Raw genomic sequence first — 21,802 nt, forward strand, 5'->3', positions numbered from 1 at the left:
GGAGCTGGGCGCGGATGTCACGTACAAACGCGCCCCAACGGCGGGCTCGAGGAACGGGCGTCACGCGCAGGATATGGCATTCGCTTCCTCGACATCTTCCAACGCTTCGCGGAAGGAACGGTCGTGGATGTCGAGGAATGGTGGCCGAGGCGGAGTGACTATATCGCTCAATGTCGCCCTGAGTGCGGTGGCCATGGTTTTTGTGCGCATCTGGGCGTATCGTTGACTATCGTTGTACATCGTTCGCGATTGACGGAGGAGTGCGTGATGCGCAATTCGTTCCCGGCAGGCTGGTTCGGAACTGGCAATATCGACGGCGTATGGCAGGCCGTTGAGGATTTCCGTTCAAGGTTTGAGAAGCGTTCGGGCAGCCGCGTGGGTCGGGGCGAGGTGCGGGCGGCGGTGCTTGCCCTGCTCGCGGAGCGGCCAATGCATGGCTATCAGATCATCCATGAAATCGAGGAGCGCAGCGGTGGCGGCTGGAAGCCCAGCGCCGGCTCGGTCTATCCGACGCTGCAGTTGCTGGCCGATGAGGGGCTCATCACGGCCGAGGAAACCAACGGCCGCAAGATCTACTCGCTGACCGAGGCAGGTCGGGAGGAGGCACCCGGTGCAGATGCGTCACCGCCGTGGGAGTCAGCGGGCCCGGTATCAGGTATCGGGTTCGCGACGCTGCCCAAGGCTGGCGTCGAGCTCGCACAGGTGGTGGCCCAGGTGGGCCGTACCGGCTCGCAGAAGCAGGTGCAGGAGGCCGTGACGGTGCTCGACGAGGCACGTCGTCGGCTGTACTTGATCCTCGCCCAGGACTGACAGGGGTGACGCCGGTTCGACGCGACCGGGCAGACCGGGTGCCCGGCGCGGTGGGCACCCGTGCCCGTTACCGTCGCATCCTCCGCTTCGCCGCCTGGCGTCTCGCGGTGACATGGTGGTTTGAGCTGGTCCTTCCCCGCGTCGGGCTAGGCAGGATTTCCGAACGCACCAGGACAAAGAGGATGCGGCGCTTCGCGCAGCGCTTCCATCAACTCGCGGTGGAACTTGGGGGCCTGATGATCAAGGTTGGCCAGTTCATGTCATCCAGGCTCGATGTGCTCCCACCCGAGATCACCGCCGAACTGGAGGGGCTTCAGGACGAGGTTCCGGCCGTCCCGTTCCCCGAAATCCGGGCACTGGCGGAGGCGGAGCTGGGTGCGCCGCTGGAAGCGGTGTTCGCATCGGTCGAGGAGACGCCAATTGCTGCCGCATCCCTCGGGCAGGCGCACAGGGCACAACTTCTTCCTGACGACAGCGCTGACACCGGGCTCGCCAGCGGGGTGGTGTTGAAGGTGCAGCGACCCGGCATCGACGCGATTGTCGCCGTCGATCTGGCTGCGCTGCGCAAAGTGGGCGGCTGGCTCAGCCGCGTCCGCCTCGTGTCCGATCGCGCCGACGTGCCCGCCCTGGTCAAAGAGTTTGCGCAGACCAGTCTGGAGGAGATCGACTATATGAATGAGGCGGCGAATGCGGAGCACTTTGCCGCAGATTTCGCCGACGACGACAGGGTAGCGGTGCCCGGCGTCGTATGGGAGCGGACTACGCGCCGGGCGCTCACCCTCGAAGATGTCACCGCGATCAAGATCACGGACTCGGAGGCGCTACTTGCGGCGGGCATCGACCCGGCAGAGGTTGCCCCGGTTTTCGCGTCGGTCATGTTCGACCAGCTGTTCTCGAACGGCTTTTTCCATGCCGATCCGCACCCCGGCAATATCTTCGTCACTCCGGTGACCGGTTCATCCGCGGAGCGTCGGTGGAAGCTGACGTTCATCGACTTCGGCATGATGGGCGAGGTTCCTCCCAAGACGCGCAGCGGCCTGCGGAAGCTGCTGATAGCGGCTGCGTCGCGCGACGGTAAGGGTTTGGTGACCGCGATCAGAGACCTGGGTGCGCTGGTGCCGTCGGCCGACTCGGTCAAGCTTGAGCGGGCGATGGAGCACCTTTTTGCCCGTTTTGGCGGGATGGGCTTTGCCGAGCTTCGCGAAGTGGACCCGCGGGAGTTCCGTGATTTTGCAGTGGAGTTCGGTGACGTGGTTCGCTCGTTGCCGTTCCAGTTGCCGGAGAAGTTCCTGCTTATCATCCGCGCGATGTCACTGACGTCGGGTGTGTGCAGCTCGCTGGATGCCCGGTTCAACATGTGGGACTCGGTAGAGCCCTATGCGGCCAAGCTGCTGGGCGACGAGCGTGGCAATATCGTGCAGGACGTGGCCCAGCAGGCGCTCGACGCCGCGGGTGTCGCCTTGCGCCTGCCGAAACGCCTGGATGGGGTTCTCAATCGAATCGAGGAGGGTTCACTTTCGGTCGCCAACCCGCGACTCGAACAGCAGGTGGCACGGCTTAACCGCGTGGCGCAGCGATTGGCATCGGTGCTGATATTTGGCGCCCTCCTCATCGCGGGTTCTATGGTCCGAACGGACGACACGGTGCTCGGAAGTGTGCTGATGCTCGTGTCGGTGGTTCCGTTGTTCCATGGCCTCTGGGTGGGCCGACGCCGCCGGTGAGTACGCTCGCCAACCTCGCCGAAACCCTGATCGTGCAGGACCGCTTGGTAGGGGTTGTGGTCCTGCCATATCAGGGCACGCGGGTGGGACACGACGAGGGGCGAGCAAGAGCTACCCTATCTACTCGTGTATGAAGAAGCCCATGACTATATCCCCCAAAGTGAAGGTGCAAAATATGGCACGGTGAAAAGGGCCATCGAGCGCGTAGCGAAAGAGGGACGTAAGTACGGCATCTCGCTTATGGTAGTCAGCCAGAGGCCTTCTGAGATCTCAGAGACGGTCTTTTCGCAGTGCAACAATTTCGTAGCGATGAGGCTAACCAATCCCGCCATCGAAAAATGGCAGAACTAGGCTCTATTTTCGTAGAAACAACCGCGTCGTCCCATACGCACAGCCGAGCTGTCTGGCAATCGGCCGAGTGGCTCGGTCCGGAGATGGCCAAAGTCCTGCGAGCGGGGACTTCGTCGACGCCGTCCCCGAGCCTCAGCGCGGAAGGAAACCGAGGGATCTCTGCGAGTTGGCGGGGCGCGTCCTGCCCCAACCGCGTTGTGGCGGCTAGCGTTGGGCGCATGGCGGATTCTGAGATCCTGCATGTGGACGGCCCGGAGGGCCCCCGGGAGGTCAAGCTGAGCAGCCCGGACAAGGTGCTGTGGCCCGGCGTCGAGGGGCGTGAGCCCCTTACCAAGCTTGATCTGGCCCGCTACCTGATCTCGGTGGCACCGCCCTTTCTGCGGCTCAACGGCGACCGGCCCATGACTCTGCAGCGCTTCCCCGAAGGGATCGACGGCGAGGAGTTCTTCTCGAAGCGGCCGCCGCGGGGCGCGCCTTCGTATCTCAGGACAGTGACGTGCACCTACCCGTCCCACAGGCGCCACGACCAGCTCGTGTTCGACGAGGCTGCCGCGCTCGCGTGGGCGGCGCAGATGGGGACGATCACCTTCCACCCGTGGCCAGTGCGCACGGCCAATCTGGACAACCCGGACGAGCTGCGGATCGACCTCGATCCGCAGCCCGGGCGCGACTTCCGGGACGCGGTCACTGCCGCGCTCGCACTGCGCGAGGTCATGGCCGAGGCTGGGCTAACGGCCTACGCGAAGACCTCGGGCAACCGGGGCGTCCACGTCTACGCGCGGATTCGGCCCACGCACGAGTTCCTTCATGTGCGGCATGCCGTCATCGGGATTGCACGCGAGCTGGAGCGCCGCATGCCGGACCTCGTGACCACCTCGTGGTGGAAGGAGGAGCGCGGCGAGCGGGTCTTCGTCGACTTCAACCAGGCGAATCGCGACCGGACGATCGCTGCCGCCTATTCGCCCCGGCCCTTGCCGCATGCGCCAGTATCAACCCCGCTGACATGGGACGAGCTCCCCGACGCCGACCCACGCGACTTCACCGTCCGCACGGTTGCCGCGCTACTGGCCGCACGCGGCTGCCCGTGGGCGGACATCGACGCTGCGCCGGGCGACATTTCGGGTGCACTCGCCTTGTGGGACGCGGACCTCGAGCGCGGGCTCGGCGAGCTCAACTTCCCGCCGGACTACCCCAAGATGCCCGGCGAGCCGCCGCGTGTTCCGCCCAGCAAGCGCAAGGCGGACCGAGCCGACGACGATTATTCGGCACCCAAAGCGGAGCGCGACGCCGAGTGGGGCACAGCGATCGCTCCACCGTACGGGCCGATGCTGGCCAAGCCGGTCAAGAAGCTCCCGATCGGCGAGTACCTGTACGAGCCGAAGTGGGATGGCTTCCGCTCGATCGTGTGGCGATCCGGCGATCGGGTGGAGATCGGATCGCGCAATGCCCTGCCGATGACGCGCTACTTTCCGGAGCTGGTCGAGGCCATCGTGGCAAACGTCCCCGACCACTCGGTCATCGACGGCGAAATCGTCCTCGTGGACCCGGACACTGGCGACCGGCTCAACTTCGATGCCCTCCAGCAGCGCATCCACCCGGCTGCCTCCCGCATCGCAAAGCTGAGTGCCGCAACTCCCGCGAGCTTCGTGGCCTTCGACCTGCTCGCCTTGGGCCAGACCAACTACGTGGAGCGCCCGTTCCGCGAGCGGCGCGCGGCCCTTGAGGAGGCACTCAAGGACGCCAAGCCCCCGATCTACCTCACTCAGGCGACAAAGGACCCCGCCCTCGCGCTGGAGTGGTTCAGCACGTTCGAGGGCGCCGGCCTGGACGGCGTCATCGCCAAGCCCCTCGGAGAGCTCTACGCCGAGGACAAGCGCGTGATGTCCAAACTCAAGCACGAGCGGACGGCCGACTGCGTCCTCGCCGGGTACCGGCTCTACAAGGACGAGCCCGACGCCATCGGATCGCTGCTCTTGGGCCTGTACGACGCCCAGGGCCAGCTCAACTCCGTGGGAGTCATCGGGGCGTTTCCTTTGGCCCGCCGCAAGGAGCTGTTCGAGGAGCTGCAGCCGCTCGTGACCGCGTTCGACGGGCACCCTTGGGCGTGGGCGCAGCCCGCCGAGGTGCTGCCGGACAACCGCGACCAGTCGGCGCCGCGCACCCCTACGGCGGCGGCGCGCTCCCGCTGGAATGCGAACAAGGACCTCTCGTTCACCCCGCTGCGGCCGGAGCGCGTCGTCGAGGTCAAGTACGACCACATGGAGGGCGAGCGGTTCCGCCACACCGCGCAATGGGTTCGATGGCGGCAGGACCGCTCACCGGAGTCGTGCACCTATGACCAGCTCGAGGAACCCGTCAGCTACGACCTCTCCTCGGTCCTGACCCGGGACCAGCCGGCGTAGCCCGCCCGTCGCGACGTCAACGCCGAAGGAGGGCAGCGCGGCGAGGCCTTCTTCAGCTCGGGTGGCCAGGGGCTTTAGCTGTGGATTCCCTGAAGATGAGCCGCATGGGGGTGAACTCGAGTCCGGCCGCGCCGACGGGCTCATTTCGGATGCGCGATATCAAGTCCCTCATGCTGTTCCGGCCCACTGCTTCAAGGTCCATGCTCACCGTGGAGAGCGAGGGGATGAAGTACTCGCCTTCCTCCAGGTTGTCCCATCCGAATACGCTGACGTCCTCTGGCACCCTCTTGCCGCGTTCGTGCAGAGCGCGCATGACCCCTATGGCCATGTGGTCGTTGGCGGCGAACACGGCGGTGACGGGACCGTCCTCCAGAGGGATTTCTAGCCCGGCCTCGTAGCCGGAGCGCATGGACCAGTCGCCAACCGCGGAACCCGCCGAATGGAGAGCGAGCCGAGTGATCGTCATCTCGTAGGTCTTGCGCCTGTTCGCAGCCGACGTCCAGAGCTGTGGACCTGCGACGTGGTAGAAGGAGCGGTGGCCGAGGGAGGCCAGATGCTCGATCATCTCTGCGGCTGGGGTCGCGTCGGCGAGGGATCCGCGCGCATGCATCTTCTCGTCGTAGTTCGCAGCCACGACGAGCGGAACGTCAGGGTGCCTGGAAGTGATCTGTTCTTCCAACGACCCCAGCGGTATGAGCGAGAAGACACCGGCCAGCTGCTCGGCCGACACAAGAGTGAGAAGGCGTTCCGAAGGGTTCACGCCTATCTGGACGATCTCGGTCACGTACCCCGCTTCATCAGCCGTGCTGACTGCGCTCCGCAGCACGCGCGAGGCCGGAAAATGAACGTCCTCAGGGGCGACGACGACGATCCGGTAGGACTGCTTGCTGCGCAGCGCGCGCGCCGCAAGGTTGGGCGTGTAGTCGAGCCGCGCCATGGCGTCCTCGACCTTGACGACTGTCTGTGGCTTGAGGCCACCGTTGCCCTTGAGGTATCGAGAGACGGTCTGGTGGGAGACCCCAGCAAGCCGCGCGACTTCGTAGATCGTCGACGGCTTTGGCGTCCGTGCTGGAACGGGACTGCTGGCGTGGCTCAACTTGTTTGGTCCTCCGTGGCCTCTTTCGGCGAATCGCTCGCTGGCTGACTGGTGCTCGCGAACTGGACCCTGAAACAGTATCGTCCTCCTGCCTTCCTCCTGCGCAACCGCTATCGGTCGGTCATCGAATCGTGGGAGTGACGTCGCGCGCAGCAAGTTGGGCCCTGACGCTGAGTTCGGCCGCCTTGAGCGCGTGCTCCTGGGTCATGGCGGTTTCGGTGCGGTTGATGCAGTCCCGAATGAGATCTCCGAAGAACGGGTAGCCGACCTGGCCCGTCGCGTCGATGTGCTGTTCGCCGTCGTCGTTGACGAGGAACACGTGGCCGCCTCCTGGACCCGTCGCGATGTTCACGTATTTGCGAAGTTCGATGTAGCCCTCGGCGCCCAGGATGATCGTGCGTCCGTCGCCCCATGTGCTCAGCCCGGAAGGCGTGAACCAGTCGACCCGCGCGAAACCGGTTGCACCGTTGTCCATCACGATGTGGGCGTCGCCGAAGTCCTCGAAGGCGGGGTGCTCCGGGTGTGCGTGGTTGGCCACCGATGCGCTGGCCACGTCCGCGTCGCGGGCACCCGCAAAGTACAGCATCTGCTCGAAGTTGTGGCTGCCGAGATCGCACAGGATTCCGCCGAACTTGTCCCGCTCGAAGAACCAATCGGGGCGTGTGCCGGGGTCTCCGATGCGGTGAGGACCGAGGCAGGTGACTTGGAGGACCTTGCCGATCGCGCCTTGCTCGATAAGCTGCCCCGCGAGCACAGCGGCTTCCACATGGATGCGCTCCGAGTAGTACACGGCGTATTTGAGCCCCGTTCGGGCAGTTGCCTGCCTCACGTCCTCCAACTGCTCGAGCGTCGTCAGCGGCGGTTTGTCTGTGAAGTAGTCCTTGCCGGCGGAGATGACTCGCAAGCCGAAGTCGGCCCGCTCTGATGCCACGGCGGCACCGGCGACCAGGCGGACGTCGGGGTCATCGAGGATCTCGAGCTCGCTGCTCGCCACGCGTGCCTGGGGGAAGCGCGTTCGGAAGGCTTCGACCTTGGCTGGGTCGGGGTCGTAGACCCACTTGAGGGTGGCGCCGGCCCCGATCAGTCCCTCGCTCATTGCGTAGATGTGGCCGTGGTCGAGGTGGGCGGCGGCGAAGACGAATTCGTCGGGGCCGACCACCGGCCTCGGCATGGGGGCGGGGGTGTAGTTGGCGCCTTCTGATGCTGGCATCCGATGTCCTTTCAAAGGTTCAGTCGTCAGAAGTTCGGGTGGAGGCGCCCACGATGATCTCGCCGGGCTGCTCGGCGACGGATGTCCGCTTTTCGTAGAAGTGCGGGGCTCGCTGGACGAGCCATCCGGAGCGATAGTACGGATCGTCGGGGGTAAGCGGCAGATCGACGACTTCACGCTCGATCCCGGCTTTGTAGATCGCCGTCACGAGTTCGACGGCGTTGCGCCCGTCCGCGCCACCGATAGCCGGTTCGCGGCGCTCGCGGATCGCTGCAATGACGTCGCCGATCTGGCCCGTGTGTCCCTGATGGGGGAGTGAAACGTGTGCTGCGGCAAGGGCGTTCAGTTCATGGACCAGCTCGGAGTTCCCACCAGCAGCCGGGAAGCCGTTCGGCCGAGAGAGTTCTGCTGCCACTCGCCAAGGCTGCGAGATCCTTGCGAACTCGCCCTGGACGACTATCTCCTGCTCCTCGCCGTGGTGCACGACGGAGCTTGTGAGCTGGGCGAGACCCCGACCGTAACGGAGGATGGCGACCGAGAGGTCTTCGACCTCGGCATTTTCGTGCTGGGCGTTGGCAAGCATGGCAGTCACCTGCGACGGAAGCCCCATGAGCCACAGGGTGAGGTCGATGTGGTGGATGGCGTGGTTGAGGGTGCAGCCGCCGCCTTCCGACTCCCAGGTGCCGCGCCACCACAGGTCGTAGTACGCCATGCCGCGCCACCATGCAGAGTCAATGCGCAGGTGTGAGATGGAGCCGATCAGGCCCGAATCGACGGCCTCCTTGAGGATGGCCACGTCGTCGCGGAACCGGTTCTGCGCTACCGCAGAGAGGAGCTTGCCCGATGCGCGCTGGGCAGCAATCATGGCGTCGCATTCTTCGAGCGATGGAGCCATGGGCTTCTCGACTATCACGTTCACCCCTCCGCGCAGGAATGCCGTGGTGAGCGACGCATGGCTCGAAGGCGGCGTGGTGATGCTCACCAGATCCAGCTGCTCCTTGGCCAGCATCTGGTAGGGGTCTTCGTACGCCGTGGCCCTGCCGACCTTGGATGATTCGAGCTTGGAGGCGGCCTTCTCGGGCACGATGTCGGCCACAGCGACGATCTCGCACTCTTGGGGGAAAGCCTGATACGCCCTGATGTGGGCGTCGGAGATCCCGCCAGCGCCGATGATTCCTACTCTTAGCATCTGCTGTTCCTTGGTGTTCGGTCGAGGTATCCATCGCAACGGTGACAACGAATCCGTTCGGCGCGGAAGGTGGGGGAGGCTGAATCTACCCCTTGCTTTCGAACTTCAAGTCCGCACCGGCCGACCGCTTCGTGTGATCGTTCACCTTGATGTTCCAGTGATCGATCACTCTTAGTCAAGTCCCTCGGAAAATCAGGCATTTGAGGAGAGTTGACCATAAAGTGATCGTTCACTAAACTGCTGGCTTGTGACGGACGTCATGCCAGCCAGACCCGCTGAGGAGGGCGGCCGGCAATCCCCAGAGAGGTGGAACCCATGAAACTCCGCACCAAGCTCGCCGCTGTGTGCGCAGCGGTTCTTGCGGCGAGCCTGACGGCCTGCGCGCCCGGCTCGCCGCAGTCGGATCCTGAACCGAGCGCCCCGGCCAGCGTCGACTTCAACAGCTTCAAGGGGCAGACGCTCACCTACGTGTACTTCACGGACGGACCGGACGAGCAGGCCACGAAGGACGCGATCGCCAGGTTCGAAACAGCCACCGGGGCGAAGGTCAACCTCCAGATCGTGCCGTTCGCCAATTTGGCGACCTCGCTTCAGGCCCGCCTCTCCGCGGGGAACGCACCTGAGGTCGCTCGGGTGGCCGACTGGCACCCGTACGCCGACAAGGAGGTCGACTTCAAGCAGTACTTCGGCAGCAGCTATCCGTCCGAGTTCACTCAGGGCGCTGCCGCGACCGCCATGGACGCGGAGGGCCGTATGCTCGCGGTCCCGAGCGATATCACGATCAACGGCCCGATCATCAATGTCGACGCGTTCAAGAAGGCTGGGGTCCCCGTGCCAACGAAGTGGACGTGGGATGAGCTTGCTGCGGACGCGAAGAAGGTCGCCGCCGCCAACAACATGCCCTACGCCGTGGCCATCGACAAGTCGGGCAACCGCTTGAGCACACTCCTGAGCCAGTTCGGTACCGTGATGATCGGACCCGACGGCAAGAATGCCCTCGACAAGGAGAAGGCAGCACGGGCCCTCACCTTCTTCACGGACCTCGTGAAGAGCAACGCCTCCCCGAAGGACTTCTGGCTCGGCTCGGGCAGCAAGTACACCGGCGCCAACGAGATCTTCCTCGCAGGGCAGGTCCCCGTGTACCTGTCAGGGCCATGGCAGGTCGGTGCGTTCGCCAAGAGTGCCACGTTCAACTGGGCCGCCGTGCCGAACCCTTGTCAAGAGCGTTGCGGAGGCTTCCCTGGCGGCAAATTCATGATCGCGTTCAAGGACAGCAAGAACCCTGCCCTTGCCGCGGCCTTCGTCCAGTGGATGAACCGGACGGAGAACCAGCGCGAGGTCGACAAGACTGCGTACTGGCTGCCTACGCGCAAGGATCTGACGGCCTCCGGGGTCGAATACGCCAGCCGCCAAAGCGACATGAGCACGTTCCTGTCTCAGGTGAACGCCACTCCAGCGGACACGTGGACCGCCGCGAACAGCCCCGCCTTCACCACTTCCGCAACCGCGCTGATCAACGAGACAGACAAAGTCGTTGCCGGCCAGGAGGATGTTCAGACCGCGGTGGCCAACATCTCGGCTGCCATCGACAAGGCCGTCAAGGCTGCAGGGTCATGACCGCGTGGGCTCCCCCTCGGGGTCGCAGACTCCCGGCCTGGATGAGGGGCAAGACGATTGCGCCCTACCTATTCGTGCTGCCCAACATGGTGATCTTCGGGGTGTTCACCATCTGGCCGGCGTTCAACGGCTTCAATCTCAGCTTCTACGACAGCAGCAATGGAAGGACCTACCGGCCCGTTGGGACCGCCAACTACAGCAGCATTCTCAGTGATTCCCAGTTCTGGGGCGTTGCCCAGCACACCGTTCTCTTCACCGTCGGATTCGTTGTGCTCTCGACGGTGCTGGCCACGGCGCTCGCCCTGATGCTCAACGCCCAGCGGCGCGCACGGGGGGCGCTCAGCGCCGCGTACTTCCTGCCGGTTCTCATATCGCCGGTCGTTGTGGGCATCATCTGGAAGGCGGCACTGGACCGTACCACAGGCCTCGTCAACGAGGTGCTGTCCGCGATCGGGCTGGGTTCGCCGGGATGGCTTGTAGACTCCGGCCTTTCCCTCGTATCGGTCATCCTCGTGGGGACATGGATCCACCTCGGCTTCTATGCCATGATCCTGATCTCGGGCCTGCAGTCGATCGACACCTCTCTGTACGAGGCCGCCAGAATGGATGGCGCGAGCGCGTGGCAGTCGGTGCGTCTCATCACGCTTCCGCTCCTGCGCCCCACGCTCATGGTGGTCATCATCCTGGCCACGATCGCGGGCTTCCAGGCCTTCGACTTCGTGTACACACTCACCGGTGGCGGCCCCGTCGGCGCCACGACGCTGATCATCCAGTACATCTACGAGAATGCCTTCAGCTATCCAATCCAGTACGGTCTGGCAAGCGCGGCCGCGATAATTCTCTTCGTCGTTGTCTTCGCCGTGACCTTCGCAAACTACGCGATCGGCCGACGGAGTGAGTCGATATGAGTACACAAGCCCCAGCGACTTCCGCCAGACGGTCCGGTTCCGGCGGCCTCACGCAGCCCCAATGGACATCGACGGGTGGCCGCACACCGAGCACAAGCGCCGTCGTCCGAGCCACGCTGCTCATCGCTGGAGCCCTCCTCGTGGTGACTCCGGTGGTGTGGGCGGCCATGTCCTCCTTCAAGACGCAGGAGGAACTTGCTCAGACTCCTCCCACCCCGTGGCCCAACCGCCCCACAATGGACAACTACAGCACCGGATTGCAGTCGTTCGACTTCGTCCACTTCCTGACCAACAGCGTCATCGTCACGGTGGCCGCGACCGTGCTCACCCTGGCCATCAACTCGATGGCGGCCTTCGCCCTGTCGAAGTACAACTTCCGCGGCCGAACGGTGCTCTTCCTCATCACCCTGTCGACGATCATGATTCCGCTCCAGGTGATCCTGCTGCCCGTCTACCAGGTCATCTCCTCGTTCGGCATGGCCAACTCGCTCTGGGGGCTGATCATCCCGCCGGCTGCGACGCCCACCGGAGTCTTCCTTCTGCGTCAGTACATGCTGACCTTGCCTGACGAGATGATCGAGGCTGCGCGGATCGATGGCGCGGGGGAGTTCAAGATCTTCCTGCGGATCATCCTTCCGCTCAGCAGGCCAGCCCTCGCCGTCGTCGCGATCTTCTCTGTCATCTGGCGCTGGAACGACTTCCTCTGGCCCCTCATCGTCGCCCAAGACGAGTCCGTTCAGACGCTGCCCGTGGCCATCGCCCGGTTCGCCAGTCAGCAGGCGATTCCGTTCAATCAGATCCTGGCAGTCTCGGTCGTGACCATCATCCCGATCATCGTGATCTTCCTGTTTCTCCAGCGGCATATCATCGCGGGTCTCGCCCAGGGGAGCATCAAGTGAGCTGCGCGTCGTCACGTTGGCAGCGTGGCCCCGCGACGCGGACCGTCGTCCATGATCATGGCGGGCCTTCCCAAGCATCTTGCTCATGTCGAGGACGGCCGGCGCGCCGACCGTATCCGTGAGTCGATCGACAGGGAGGCTGGGGAGTGATTCGGCCTTCCGGGAATGCGGTCGCGCGCCCCGGAGTTAGGGCGTGATGTGAAGGCTTTCGGATTCCTCTCGTTCGGGCACTACGCACCCTTCCGCGGCTCGCAGACGCAGACCGCGAAGGACATGATCCTCCAGGCGATCGACCTCGCCGTCGGCGCGGACGAGCTGGGGGTCAACGGCGCCTACGTGCGGGTGCACCACTTCGCGCCCCAGCAAGCGTCGCCGATCCCGCTGCTCACCGCGATGGCCGCTCGGACGCAGCGGATCGAGGTGGGCACGGGCGTCATCGACATGAGATACGAGAATCCCCTGTACCTTGCCGAGGAGGCAGCGGCCCTCGACATCATCGCAGCGAACAGGATCGCACTCGGCATCAGCCGCGGTTCACCCGAGCCCGCGCTCCGGGGCTACGAGGCCTTCGGATACACCGGCTCGGCTGACCCTCGGGGCGCGGACATGGCGCGTGAGAAGTTTGCCCTCTTCCTCCGCGCGATCGACGGGGAGGGCGTGGCCGACGGCGATCCCCACCAATTCCCGCATGGCACCCGACTGCCGGTCGAGCCGCGCTCACCGGGGCTGCGTGAGCGGATCTGGTGGGGGAGCGGCACCCGCGACACCGCTGAATGGGCGGGGAAGCTCGGCCTCAACCTCATGAGTTCCACTCTCCTCACCGAGGACGCCGGGGTCCCGTTCCACGAGCTTCAGCGTCAGCAGATCGATCGGTACCGTGCCGCCTACCTCGCTGCGGGCCACGCCGGGAGTCCCCGCGTCTCAGTGAGCCGCAGCATCTTCCCGATCGTCAGCTCGCGGGACGCCATGTACTTCGGATCCCGTCCGGACGGGGATCAGGTCGGCATCATCGACGGCTTCCGCTCGACCTTCGGCAAGACGTACGCGGGGGAACCGGACACCCTGATCGAGGAGCTCCTGAAGGATAGCGCGGTGGCGGCGGCGGACACCGTCATGCTCACGATCCCCAACCAGCTGGGGGTCGAATACAACCTTCACATCCTGGAAGCGTTCGCGCAGCATGTCGCGCCCGCGCTCGGCTGGAAGCCCAATACCGAGGGCGCGGTCGAGGGGTATCCCGCGACTCCCTGAAAAAGGCAGATGAGGAAAAAGGCCGATTAGAAACCCCAATTTCGGGTAGAGGGCGCATGTGCCGGGTATCCCGGATGAGGGAGTCCCGTGAGTTCCTCACGAGACCCCATGACACGAGGGGCGATGATGGACCAGGCAACAATCCGTCGGCTGTCCGACGATGCAACCCAAGTCCTCCTGAACAAGACAGGGACGACGTCCAGCTTCAGGGGTGGCTGGATGATGATCGCAACGATCCTCATCGAGGCGTGGGATCTGTACGCGATCTCCTTCGTCCTCGTCTTCATCAGCGCTGAGTACCATCCGAACGCCGCCGAGCTCGGTCTCATCACAGCGGGCGTGCAGGGGGGTGCGCTCATCGGTGCGCTGATCGGCGGCTTCGTCGCCGACAAACTGGGCCGCAAGGCGGTCTTCATCCTGACCATGGTGCTGTTCATCGTGCTCGCGCTGGTGCAGGGATTCTCGGTCGGCGTGTGGGACCTGATCATCGTCCGGTTCCTCATCGGCATCCCGCTCGGCAGCGACATCTCCAACGGCTACGCCTACATCATGGAGTCCATGTCGAAGGGTGCCCGCGAGGTCATGGGCAGCCGCTGGCAGTTCATGTTCGGCCTCGGCGAGGTGTTCTCGATCGTGGTCATCACGATCATGTATGCGAGCGGCATGGACCATCGCATCCTGTGGCGCGTGGCACTCGCCATCGGCGCGGTCCCGGCGTTGATCCTTCTGCTGGCCCGTCTCAATCTGCCTGAGACGCCGATGTCTCTCATCCACCGAGGCCAGTTCGTCAAGGCCAAGGAGGTCTCCCAGCGGCTGTTCGACGATCCGCTCGAGATGCTCCCCAACCAGGACGTCGAGATCGAGAAGCCGAAGGTGAGCGACTTCCTGAAGGTCATCTGGGCCGATCGGATCAAGCGTCGGGCCACGATCTTCGGCTGGATCTCGAACGCCTGCCAAGGCGCCGAGTTCACGGCGTTCGGGTTCTACCTCCCGGTCATCCTCGTCACTGCGGGCGTCGGCGTGGCCGGCAGCGGCAGCAGCTCGAACATCACGGGCACGAACCTTGTGACCGCGGCAATCTACGTCCTCGCGACAATTTCGGGTTTTGTGGCCCCGATCATGATCTCGAAGATCGGCCATAAGGGCGTGGCGATGTGGGGGTTCGGCCTCGCGTTCCTCGGCCTGCTCGTCGGTGCATTCGCACTGGGAGCCAACATCAAGTGGCTCATCGTCATCGGTGCATGCGTGCTCATGTGGGGCCACTACTGGGACGCCTCGAACGGCATGACCATCACCTCGATGGTCGCCCCGGCCCGGTTCCGCGCGACGGCCTCCGGGTTCGGCTACGTCTTCGTGAAGGGTGCCTCGTTCTTCGGCGCCTTCATCTTCCCTGTCATGACGGCGGCATGGGGCAAAGTCGGGGCGACGCTCGCCGTCTCGGTCCTCTCCCTCATCGGCTTCCTGTCAGCGTGGCTGATCCTGCCGGAACTCTACGGCTACGTTGACCAGGAGGAGCGCACCGCGACCGGGGCGGGACGCGCATGAGCGAAGGACTGGGGCTGTAAGGGTGGCAGAAGCAGTCCTCTTCCACCACGCGCTAGGACTCACGACGGGGCTCCTCGACTTTGCCGAGGAGCTCCGTCGCGCCGGGCACGTCGTGCACACTCCAGACCTGTTTGACGGCAAGACGTTCGAACACGTGGAGGACGGCGTAGCGCACGCCACCGAGATCGGCTTCGGCGAGCTCCTCTCGAGGGGCGCCCGTGCCGTCGAGGATCTCGCTCCCGGCCTCGTGTACGCGGGGTACTCGCTCGGCGTCGTGGCCGCCCAGCAGCTCGCCCAAACCCGCGCAGGAGCACGGGGTGCGTTCCTCATTGCCGCGTGCGTTCCAGTGGCCCAGTTCGGCACGAGCTGGCCGCCGGGCATTCCGGTTCAGATCCACGGCCAGGAGGCGGACCCCTTCTTCGGCGTGGGCGGCGACCTTGCCGCGGCGCGCGAACTCGTTGCCACGACCCCGGACGCCGAACTCTTCCTCTACGAAGGGAACGAGCACTTCTTCGCAGACTCGAGTCAGCCGGGCTACGACCCAAGAGCAGCAGGTCTTCTGCTCGAGCGAGCGCTCACGCTCTTGGATACGGTCTGAGGTCTGGCCAAGGGAGTTCTGGGCCCGCTTCAGGAAGGTCAGGCCTACTTCAGGAACTTCGAGACCCTACTTCAGGAACTTCGAGGTCGTCCGGTCCGCGAGGATCTTGCCATCGGTCTGGCAGGTTGGGCAGTACTGGAGCGCGCTGTCGGAGAATGTGACCTCGCGGATGGTGTCCCCGCAGACCGGGCACGCCTCCCCGGTGCGGCGGTGGACGCGCATGCTCCGGCGCTTCTCGTCCTTGAGCTCCTCCGGCGCGTGGCCCAGATCGTCCTCGATGGCTTCCATGAGGATGCTCCGCAGACACTCGTACAGGCGCGCCGTCTCGTCGTCCGTGAGCGTCGAGGCAAGGGCGAACGGGGAGAGCTTGGCGGCGTGCAGGATCTCGTCGCTGTATGCGTTGCCGATCCCCGCGATGATCTTCTGGTTCCGGAGGAGGCCTTTGACCTGTTGGCGGTGATTGAGGAGCGCGCGGAACTTCTCGAGCGTGAACCCGGGTTCGAGCGGCTCGGGCCCGAGGTCGGCGATCGCGGGCACGTCCTCGAGTCGCCGCACGATGAACACGGAGAGCCGCTTCCACGTCCCCGCCTCGGTGAGGTCGATGCCCGTCGTCTCGCCGTCGCGCTCGAATCCGAAGCGCGCGGCCACGTACCCCTTCCCGCGCGGAGGCGTGGGTTCGGGCAGCTTGTCGGAGATCCGCACCCAGCCGCCGAGCGCGAGGTGGACGACGACGGCGAGCCGATCCGCCCCGCCGGGGGGGGGGGGGGGGGGGGGGGGGGGAGCCGATCCGCGCCGTCGTCCTTCGCCTCGCCTTCTTCCGGCACGGTCACCATGACGATGAACTTCCCTCGCCGACCGACGGAGTCCACGCGCCGGCCGGCGAGAGTGGAGTACGGGGGATCGGCGGTCTTGAGGGCATGGATCGACGGGAAGATGGCACGTTCGACCCTTGCACCGTGGAGGCGGCCGTCAAGGTACGCCGCGAGAGCTGTGACTTCGGGGAGCTCCGGCATGGCACTGCCTTTCGTCGCTGACCACGAGATCACGGGCGGGGTGGTCGAAGGGCCGATGCGGTCGGCCGCCGTACCGCCTCCGTGACTCACCCATCGTGCCAGAAAACCGCGCCCTGAGCAGGGGTTTCGTTATGCCTATACTTTCAGCGGACACGGCCCGGCGGGATTCCGAGGGCACCGCTTCGACGAAAGGCGCACCATGAGCAATGTCCCAGGCGACCTCTCTTACACGGCTGAGCACGAGTGGATTTCCGCTGCCGACGGCGAGGGCGTCGTCCGCGTCGGAATCACCGACTTCGCGCAGGACGCGCTCGGCGACGTCGTCTACGTCCAGATGCCGGAGGTCGGCACCGAGGTGAGCGCCAACGCGGTTGTCGGGGAGGTCGAGTCGACCAAGAGCGTGAGCGACATCTACGCTCCCGTGAGCGGCACCGTTGTCGCCCGCAACGAGGCGCTCGACGGCGATCCGGCTCTCGTGAACAGCGATCCGTACGGCGAGGGCTGGCTCATCGACGTCAAGCTCAAGGACGCCGCCGAGGTCGATGATCTGCTCAGTGCATCGCAGTATGAACAGCAGGTAGGGTAGACATCTGGGGATACACCGAAGAGGAGGAATGATGGGCAGCGAGGAGCGTCGTGGTCTGGACGCGGGAGAGGCCACGGAGCGCGACATCTCTGCGTCTGAGACGACGTCGATCCATCTGCCGCCGATTGGCAAGGAGCCTCTGCGGGCACGTCAGCTGACCTCTGAAGAAGAGGCTGCTATTGAGGCGCTCCCGTTCGGCTCGGCTCTGCTCATCGCCCACTCGGGGCCGAACTCCGGCGCGCGATTCCTTCTCGACTCCGACGCCACCACGGTGGGGCGGCACCCAAACGCGGACATCTTCCTCGACGACGTCACGGTCTCGCGCCGGCATGCGGAGTTCCGCCGCACGCCCAGCGGCGCTTTCGAGGTCGTCGACGCGGGCAGCCTCAACGGCACCTACGTGAACCACGACCGCGTGGACCGCGTGGTTCTGCGGACTGGGGCTGAAGTGCAGATCGGCAAGTTCCGGCTCACGTACTACCAGAGCCCTGCAACGAGCACGGTGAGGCACTCCGCCTAGGGGGCGCGCATGGCACTCGCTCATTCGGAGCGCAGGGGGGCCTCGAGCCTCAATATCGGAGAAGTCTTGGCTGCCCTGGCCGAGGAGTTCCCGAGCATGACGGCGTCGAAGATCCGCTTCCTCGAGGAGAAGGGCCTCATCTCGCCCCAACGGACGCCCGCCGGCTACCGTCAATACGGCGATCGGGACGTGGAGCGTCTCAGGTTCGTGCTCGCTCTCCAGCGGGACCAGTACCTCCCGCTCAAGGTCATCAAGGACTATCTCGACGCGATTGATCGCGGTGAGCGCCCGGAGAGCCTTCCCGGCGGCCTCACGGTGTCCCCGCGGGCCGTGAGCGACGACGTCGCAGCCGAACTTCGCACGACCAGGGCGCGCTCGCTGTCCGAGGAACAACTCCGTGCCGAGTCCGGTGCGAGCGCCTCCCTCGTCGAGTCGCTCAGGAGCTACGGACTCATCTCGGAGCACGAGGGGTGGTATGACGAGCACGCCCTCCAAGTCGCGCGCGCCTGTGTGCAGCTCGAGTCCCACGGCATCGAACCCCGCCACCTCGGCCCCTTTCGTGCCGCCGCGGAACGGGAGTTCGGGCTCGTGGAACGTGCAGTGGCGCCCATCGCGTCGCGCCGTGACGAAGCCGCCCGGGCGCGGACCGCCGAGGCGGCACGGGAGATCAGCGACCTGTGTCTCACACTCCACCGTGCCCTCGTGCACGGCCGCATCTCGAGGATGGAGGGGTCATGATCGAAGTTGAGGTCGTCGGCGTGCGCATCGAGCTGCCGTCCAACCAGCCGCTCGTCCTCCTCAAGGAGAAGCAGGGTGAACGGCACCTCCCGATCTGGATCGGAACTGCGGAAGCCAGCGCGATCGCGCTCGCTCAGCAGCATGTCGTCCCGCCGCGGCCGCTCACGCACGATCTGCTCGTGAACGTCGTGCACGGTCTCGGCCGCCAAGTCGTGAGCGCGACGATCGTCGCCGTCCAGGACAGCGTCTTCTACGCGCAGCTCGGCTTCGACGATGGGACCGTCATCGAGTCCCGCGCTTCGGACGCGCTCGCGGTCGCCCTCCGTGTCAATTGCCGCATCTGGTGCGCGGACGCCGTCCTCGAGGAGGCGGGGGTCCAGCTCGCGGAAGGCAGCGAGGAGGGCACCGAGGAAGCCTCGCCGAGCCCTGAGGAAGAGGAGCGCGAGATGCGCCGCTTCCGGGAGTTCCTCGCGGACGTGGAACCCGAGGATTTCGACGAGTAGTCCGACACGGCTTCCGCTCAGGGCCGTGGTCTTTGCTTTCGCCTCCCGTCGGTTCTAACGTCATCGGTGGAAGCTCCCATTGCATCGCCGACCGGCTCGGGTGACACTGGTAGTTGCACTGCCGAATGTAATTACAGTGCTGCTCTTCAGTAGCCTCCCTCTCTGGGGCGGTGCGGCATCCCCGCGGGGGGCGAGAGAAGGAGGGTGACGTGAGTCCCAAGGGCGAGTCGGGAGAGCTGCGTCAGATCAGCGGACCCGGCGCAGAAGTCCCGGTCGGCGAGCAGGGCCTGTTGTTCAGCGAGGACCTGCCCGTGCTCGACGAAGAAGCGGGCTACCGTGGCCCCACCGCCTGCAAGGCGGCTGGCATCACGTATCGGCAGCTCGACTACTGGGCCCGCACGGGCCTGGTCGAACCGACGGTGCGAGGAGCCGCTGGCAGTGGTTCCCAACGCCTGTACGGCTTCCGCGACATTCTCGTGCTCAAGGTGGTCAAGCGTCTTCTTGACACGGGCGTTTCCCTGCAGCAGATTCGGATCGCGGTCGGTCACCTGCGTGAACGCGGGGTCGAGGACCTTGCGCAGATCACCCTCATGAGCGACGGTGCCTCGGTCTACGAGTGCACCTCCGCCGACGAAGTCATCGACTTGGTCCAAGGCGGCCAAGGTGTCTTCGGCATCGCTGTCGGTCGGGTCTGGCGCGAGGTTGAGGGCAGCCTCGCCGAACTGCCCAGCGAGCACGCCGAGGACCAGACGTTTCCCGGAGACGAGCTGGGCCGCCGTCGGGCTGCGCGGAAGACGGGCTGAGTCAGAGGACGACGACGGCACCCACGTCGATCGACGAAGGGCACCCCCGCGGGGGTGCCCTTCGTCATGGTCGGACAGATCGCCGTGTCAGCGCGAGGCGCGCGGGCGGAACTCCTGGCTCTGCTTGATGACCGCCTTGAGGAGCTGGTCGTAGAGTGCCGCGGTAGTGCGCGCCGCGTCACCCGGCCAATGGTGGACGGCGTGCGCGGCGCCCTGGATCTGCTGCCAGTTGGCGAGTTCGGGGATATGCGGGGCAAGGAGGAGCGGGCCGAACATCTGCTTCATCTCCTCGAGCCGGTAGGCGTGCTCGGTCGAGGAGGCACGAACCCGGTTCGCGATGATTCCGGCCGGCGCGAGTTTCGGGGCGAACTCCTGCCGGAAGAGCTGGATGGCACGCATGGTCCGCTCCGTGCCTGCGACGGAGAAGAGGCCGGGCTCGGCGACGAGCAGGACACGGTTGCTCGCACTCCACGCCATGCGAGTGAGTCCGTTGAGCGAGGGCGGGCAGTCGATGAGCACGAGGCCGTAGTCCTCGAGACCGTCCAGCATCTGGGAAAGGCGGCGGAGGTCCCTGCGGCCGAGGTCGGGCCGGTCGTACATGCTGCTGAGGGATCCGCCGAAGGCGACATCGAGCTTGCGGACGCCGCGGCCTTCAAGGCTCGCTGCGCGACGGACCCAGCTGCTGCTCACGATGTTGTCGAAGAGCTTCACGCGGCGGGGGGACTTCAGCATCCGGCCGACCTCGAGCTTGCCGTCGGAGGCCACCCCGAGTGCTGTCGAAGCATCGGCGTGGGGATCGAGGTCGACGACGAGGGTAGGGATCCCCGCGGCGAGCGCCGCCGAGGCCAGTCCCGTGGTCACAGACGTCTTACCAACCCCACCTTTGAGGCTGCTGATGCTGACTACTTGCACTGGAGAATCCACACCTATCCGCTGGCCGACTCCCCACCATCTTAGTGGGGCGGAGCGACCGCTCCGGGCCACACGCCGGGCCTTCGGTGCAGCACATTACAAGGTGGGACGCAGTGATTCCGACCACACGGCATTGAGTTGGTAGTTTGCTGGTGTAGAGACTAGGCACCACCTAGCCGCACCCTTCAGTGCCCCCGATCAGGAGTCGACGTGTTCTCGAAAATTCTGGTGGCCAACCGCGGAGAGATCGCCATCCGAGCGTTCCGCGCAAGCTACGAACTTGGTGCCAAGACTGTCGCCGTCTTCCCCTACGAAGACCGCAACTCAATCCATCGTCAGAAAGCGGACGAAGCCTACCTCATCGGCGAGGAGGGCCACCCGGTCCGCGCCTACCTCGACGTCGAGGAGATCATTCGCGTCGCCAAGGAGGCCGGCGCTGACGCCATCTACCCTGGCTACGGCTTCCTGTCCGAGAATCCTGGGCTCGCGCGGGCCGCGGCGGAGGCGGGCATCACCTTTGTGGGGCCGCCTGCCGAGGTGCTTGAGCTCGCGGGCCACAAGGTGCACGCCCTTGAAGCTGCGCGAAAGGCCGGCATTCCGGTGCTCAAGTCGAGCGCCCCGAGTGCCGACCCGGAAGAGCTTCTCGCCGCGGCCGAGTCGATCGGCTTCCCGATCTTCGTCAAGGCGGTCGCCGGCGGCGGCGGCCGCGGCATGCGCCGGGTCGACACAAGGGAGGGGCTGCCCGAAGCGCTCAACGCCGCGATGCGCGAGGCCGACGCCGCGTTCGGCGACCCCACCGTCTTCCTCGAGCAGGCCGTCCTGCGTCCTCGTCACATCGAGGTGCAGGTCCTCGCTGACGCCGAGGGCAACGTCGTGCACCTCTTCGAGCGCGACTGTTCGCTCCAGCGCCGCCACCAGAAGGTCATCGAGATCGCGCCGGCGCCCCAGCTCGACGAGTCGATCCGGCAGGCGCTCTACACCGACGCCGTGAAGTTCGCGAAGGCCCTCGGCTACGTGAACGCGGGCACTGTCGAATTCCTCGTCGACACCGTAGGCGACCGCGCGGGCCAACACGTCTTCATCGAGATGAACCCGCGCATCCAGGTCGAGCACACGGTCACCGAGGAGGT

21 protein-coding genes and 1 pseudogene are annotated in these 21,802 nt (G+C 65.4%); 16 read left to right on the forward strand and 6 right to left on the reverse strand.

Annotated features, from left to right (window positions below):
* Positions 1-267: 267 nt before the first annotated feature.
* The 4 genes from V7053_RS11490 (at position 268) to V7053_RS11505 (ending at position 5,284) form a co-directional block, all read left to right on the forward strand.
* Entirely contained in the window at positions 268-810 is a 543-nt protein-coding gene (locus V7053_RS11490; protein WP_334172409.1) for a PadR family transcriptional regulator, read from the forward strand.
* A gap of 5 nt (positions 811-815) precedes the next feature.
* On the forward strand, positions 816-2,531 hold the full coding sequence (locus tag V7053_RS11495; protein WP_334172410.1) for an ABC1 kinase family protein: 1,716 nt from the start codon (positions 816-818) through the stop codon (positions 2,529-2,531).
* 126 nt (positions 2,532-2,657) lie between these two features.
* Positions 2,658-2,882, forward strand: coding sequence for an ATP-binding protein (locus V7053_RS11500; RefSeq protein ID WP_334172411.1), 225 nt, complete (start codon positions 2,658-2,660; stop codon positions 2,880-2,882).
* 218 nt (positions 2,883-3,100) lie between these two features.
* Entirely contained in the window at positions 3,101-5,284 is a 2,184-nt protein-coding gene (locus tag V7053_RS11505; RefSeq protein WP_334172412.1) for an ATP-dependent DNA ligase, read from the forward strand.
* Positions 5,285-5,336: 52 nt separating this feature from the next.
* Here V7053_RS11505 and V7053_RS11510 read toward each other — a convergent pair whose 3' ends face one another.
* From V7053_RS11510 to V7053_RS11520, 3 genes are all read right to left on the reverse strand, one after another.
* Positions 5,337-6,380: a LacI family DNA-binding transcriptional regulator gene (locus tag V7053_RS11510; RefSeq protein ID WP_334172413.1), complete on the reverse strand. Its 1,044-nt coding sequence runs from the start codon at positions 6,378-6,380 to the stop codon at positions 5,337-5,339.
* A gap of 121 nt (positions 6,381-6,501) precedes the next feature.
* Complete coding sequence (locus tag V7053_RS11515) at positions 6,502-7,590, reverse strand: Gfo/Idh/MocA family protein (protein WP_334172414.1); 1,089 nt, start codon at positions 7,588-7,590, stop codon at positions 6,502-6,504.
* 19 nt (positions 7,591-7,609) lie between these two features.
* Positions 7,610-8,779, reverse strand: coding sequence for a Gfo/Idh/MocA family protein (locus tag V7053_RS11520; protein ID WP_334172415.1), 1,170 nt, complete (start codon positions 8,777-8,779; stop codon positions 7,610-7,612).
* A 315-nt stretch (positions 8,780-9,094) separates the two neighbouring features.
* On the opposite strand from V7053_RS11520, the gene V7053_RS11525 reads away from it, so the two are divergent.
* From V7053_RS11525 to V7053_RS11550, 6 genes are all read left to right on the forward strand, one after another.
* Entirely contained in the window at positions 9,095-10,396 is a 1,302-nt protein-coding gene (locus V7053_RS11525; RefSeq protein ID WP_334172416.1) for an ABC transporter substrate-binding protein, read from the forward strand.
* A gap of 41 nt (positions 10,397-10,437) precedes the next feature.
* Complete coding sequence (locus tag V7053_RS11530; RefSeq protein ID WP_334172417.1) at positions 10,438-11,304, forward strand: carbohydrate ABC transporter permease; 867 nt, start codon at positions 10,438-10,440, stop codon at positions 11,302-11,304.
* A complete protein-coding gene (locus tag V7053_RS11535; RefSeq protein WP_334172418.1) occupies positions 11,301-12,203 on the forward strand; it encodes a carbohydrate ABC transporter permease in 903 nt (300 codons plus the stop codon). The genes V7053_RS11530 and V7053_RS11535 overlap by 4 nt, the downstream gene beginning before the upstream one ends.
* 198 nt (positions 12,204-12,401) lie before the next feature.
* Positions 12,402-13,454 (forward strand): LLM class flavin-dependent oxidoreductase, encoded by a 1,053-nt coding sequence (locus tag V7053_RS11540; protein WP_334172419.1) that lies wholly within the window; start codon positions 12,402-12,404, stop codon positions 13,452-13,454.
* Between the two features lie 126 nt (positions 13,455-13,580).
* A complete protein-coding gene (locus V7053_RS11545; RefSeq protein ID WP_334172420.1) occupies positions 13,581-14,999 on the forward strand; it encodes an MFS transporter in 1,419 nt (472 codons plus the stop codon).
* Between the two features lie 22 nt (positions 15,000-15,021).
* A complete protein-coding gene (locus tag V7053_RS11550; protein WP_334172421.1) occupies positions 15,022-15,597 on the forward strand; it encodes a dienelactone hydrolase family protein in 576 nt (191 codons plus the stop codon).
* Between the two features lie 66 nt (positions 15,598-15,663).
* On the opposite strand, the gene V7053_RS11555 is transcribed toward V7053_RS11550, so the two are convergent.
* Positions 15,664-16,299, reverse strand: a complete 636-nt coding sequence (locus V7053_RS11555; RefSeq protein WP_334172422.1) for a zinc finger domain-containing protein — start codon at positions 16,297-16,299, stop codon at positions 15,664-15,666.
* 182 nt (positions 16,300-16,481) lie between these two features.
* Positions 16,482-16,610, reverse strand: a pseudogene (locus V7053_RS11560) (Fpg/Nei family DNA glycosylase); the annotation flags it as partial.
* Between the two features lie 199 nt (positions 16,611-16,809).
* On the opposite strand from V7053_RS11560, the gene gcvH reads away from it, so the two are divergent.
* The 5 genes from gcvH (at position 16,810) to V7053_RS11585 (ending at position 19,760) form a co-directional block, all read left to right on the forward strand.
* Complete coding sequence (gcvH, locus tag V7053_RS11565) at positions 16,810-17,196, forward strand: glycine cleavage system protein GcvH (RefSeq protein WP_334172423.1); 387 nt, start codon at positions 16,810-16,812, stop codon at positions 17,194-17,196.
* 31 nt (positions 17,197-17,227) lie between these two features.
* Positions 17,228-17,716, forward strand: coding sequence for an FHA domain-containing protein (locus tag V7053_RS11570; protein ID WP_334172424.1), 489 nt, complete (start codon positions 17,228-17,230; stop codon positions 17,714-17,716).
* Between the two features lie 9 nt (positions 17,717-17,725).
* Entirely contained in the window at positions 17,726-18,454 is a 729-nt protein-coding gene (ftsR, locus tag V7053_RS11575) for a transcriptional regulator FtsR (protein ID WP_334172425.1), read from the forward strand.
* On the forward strand, positions 18,451-18,957 hold the full coding sequence (locus tag V7053_RS11580) for a bifunctional nuclease family protein (protein ID WP_043123122.1): 507 nt from the start codon (positions 18,451-18,453) through the stop codon (positions 18,955-18,957). Before ftsR ends, V7053_RS11580 begins: the two co-directional genes overlap by 4 nt.
* A gap of 209 nt (positions 18,958-19,166) precedes the next feature.
* On the forward strand, positions 19,167-19,760 hold the full coding sequence (locus tag V7053_RS11585; RefSeq protein ID WP_334172426.1) for a MerR family transcriptional regulator: 594 nt from the start codon (positions 19,167-19,169) through the stop codon (positions 19,758-19,760).
* An 87-nt stretch (positions 19,761-19,847) separates the two neighbouring features.
* Here V7053_RS11585 and V7053_RS11590 read toward each other — a convergent pair whose 3' ends face one another.
* Positions 19,848-20,672 carry a ParA family protein gene (locus tag V7053_RS11590; protein ID WP_334172427.1) on the reverse strand — a complete coding sequence of 275 codons (825 nt, stop codon included), beginning with the start codon at positions 20,670-20,672 and terminating at the stop codon, positions 19,848-19,850.
* Positions 20,673-20,882: 210 nt separating this feature from the next.
* On the opposite strand from V7053_RS11590, the gene V7053_RS11595 reads away from it, so the two are divergent.
* Positions 20,883-21,802: ATP-binding protein (locus tag V7053_RS11595; RefSeq protein ID WP_334172428.1), on the forward strand; the 920-nt coding region annotated here is incomplete at its 3' end.

The organism is Sinomonas sp. (assembly GCF_036848755.1).
Taxonomy (GTDB): domain Bacteria; phylum Actinomycetota; class Actinomycetes; order Actinomycetales; family Micrococcaceae; genus Sinomonas.

Coding starts and splice junctions, on each gene's coding strand:
- V7053_RS11505 (WP_334172412.1), top strand. CDS start 3,101: ATGGCGGATTCTGAGATCCTGCATGTGGACGGCCCGGAGGGCCCCCGG.
- V7053_RS11520 (WP_334172415.1), bottom strand. CDS start 8,779: ATGCTAAGAGTAGGAATCATCGGCGCTGGCGGGATCTCCGACGCCCAC.
- V7053_RS11525 (WP_334172416.1), top strand. CDS start 9,095: ATGAAACTCCGCACCAAGCTCGCCGCTGTGTGCGCAGCGGTTCTTGCG.
- V7053_RS11545 (WP_334172420.1), top strand. CDS start 13,581: ATGGACCAGGCAACAATCCGTCGGCTGTCCGACGATGCAACCCAAGTC.
- V7053_RS11535 (WP_334172418.1), top strand. CDS start 11,301: ATGAGTACACAAGCCCCAGCGACTTCCGCCAGACGGTCCGGTTCCGGC.
- V7053_RS11490 (WP_334172409.1), top strand. CDS start 268: ATGCGCAATTCGTTCCCGGCAGGCTGGTTCGGAACTGGCAATATCGAC.
- V7053_RS11515 (WP_334172414.1), bottom strand. CDS start 7,590: ATGCCAGCATCAGAAGGCGCCAACTACACCCCCGCCCCCATGCCGAGG.
- V7053_RS11580 (WP_043123122.1), top strand. CDS start 18,451: ATGATCGAAGTTGAGGTCGTCGGCGTGCGCATCGAGCTGCCGTCCAAC.
- V7053_RS11530 (WP_334172417.1), top strand. CDS start 10,438: ATGAGGGGCAAGACGATTGCGCCCTACCTATTCGTGCTGCCCAACATG.
- ftsR (WP_334172425.1), top strand. CDS start 17,726: ATGGCACTCGCTCATTCGGAGCGCAGGGGGGCCTCGAGCCTCAATATC.
- gcvH (WP_334172423.1), top strand. CDS start 16,810: ATGAGCAATGTCCCAGGCGACCTCTCTTACACGGCTGAGCACGAGTGG.
- V7053_RS11570 (WP_334172424.1), top strand. CDS start 17,228: ATGGGCAGCGAGGAGCGTCGTGGTCTGGACGCGGGAGAGGCCACGGAG.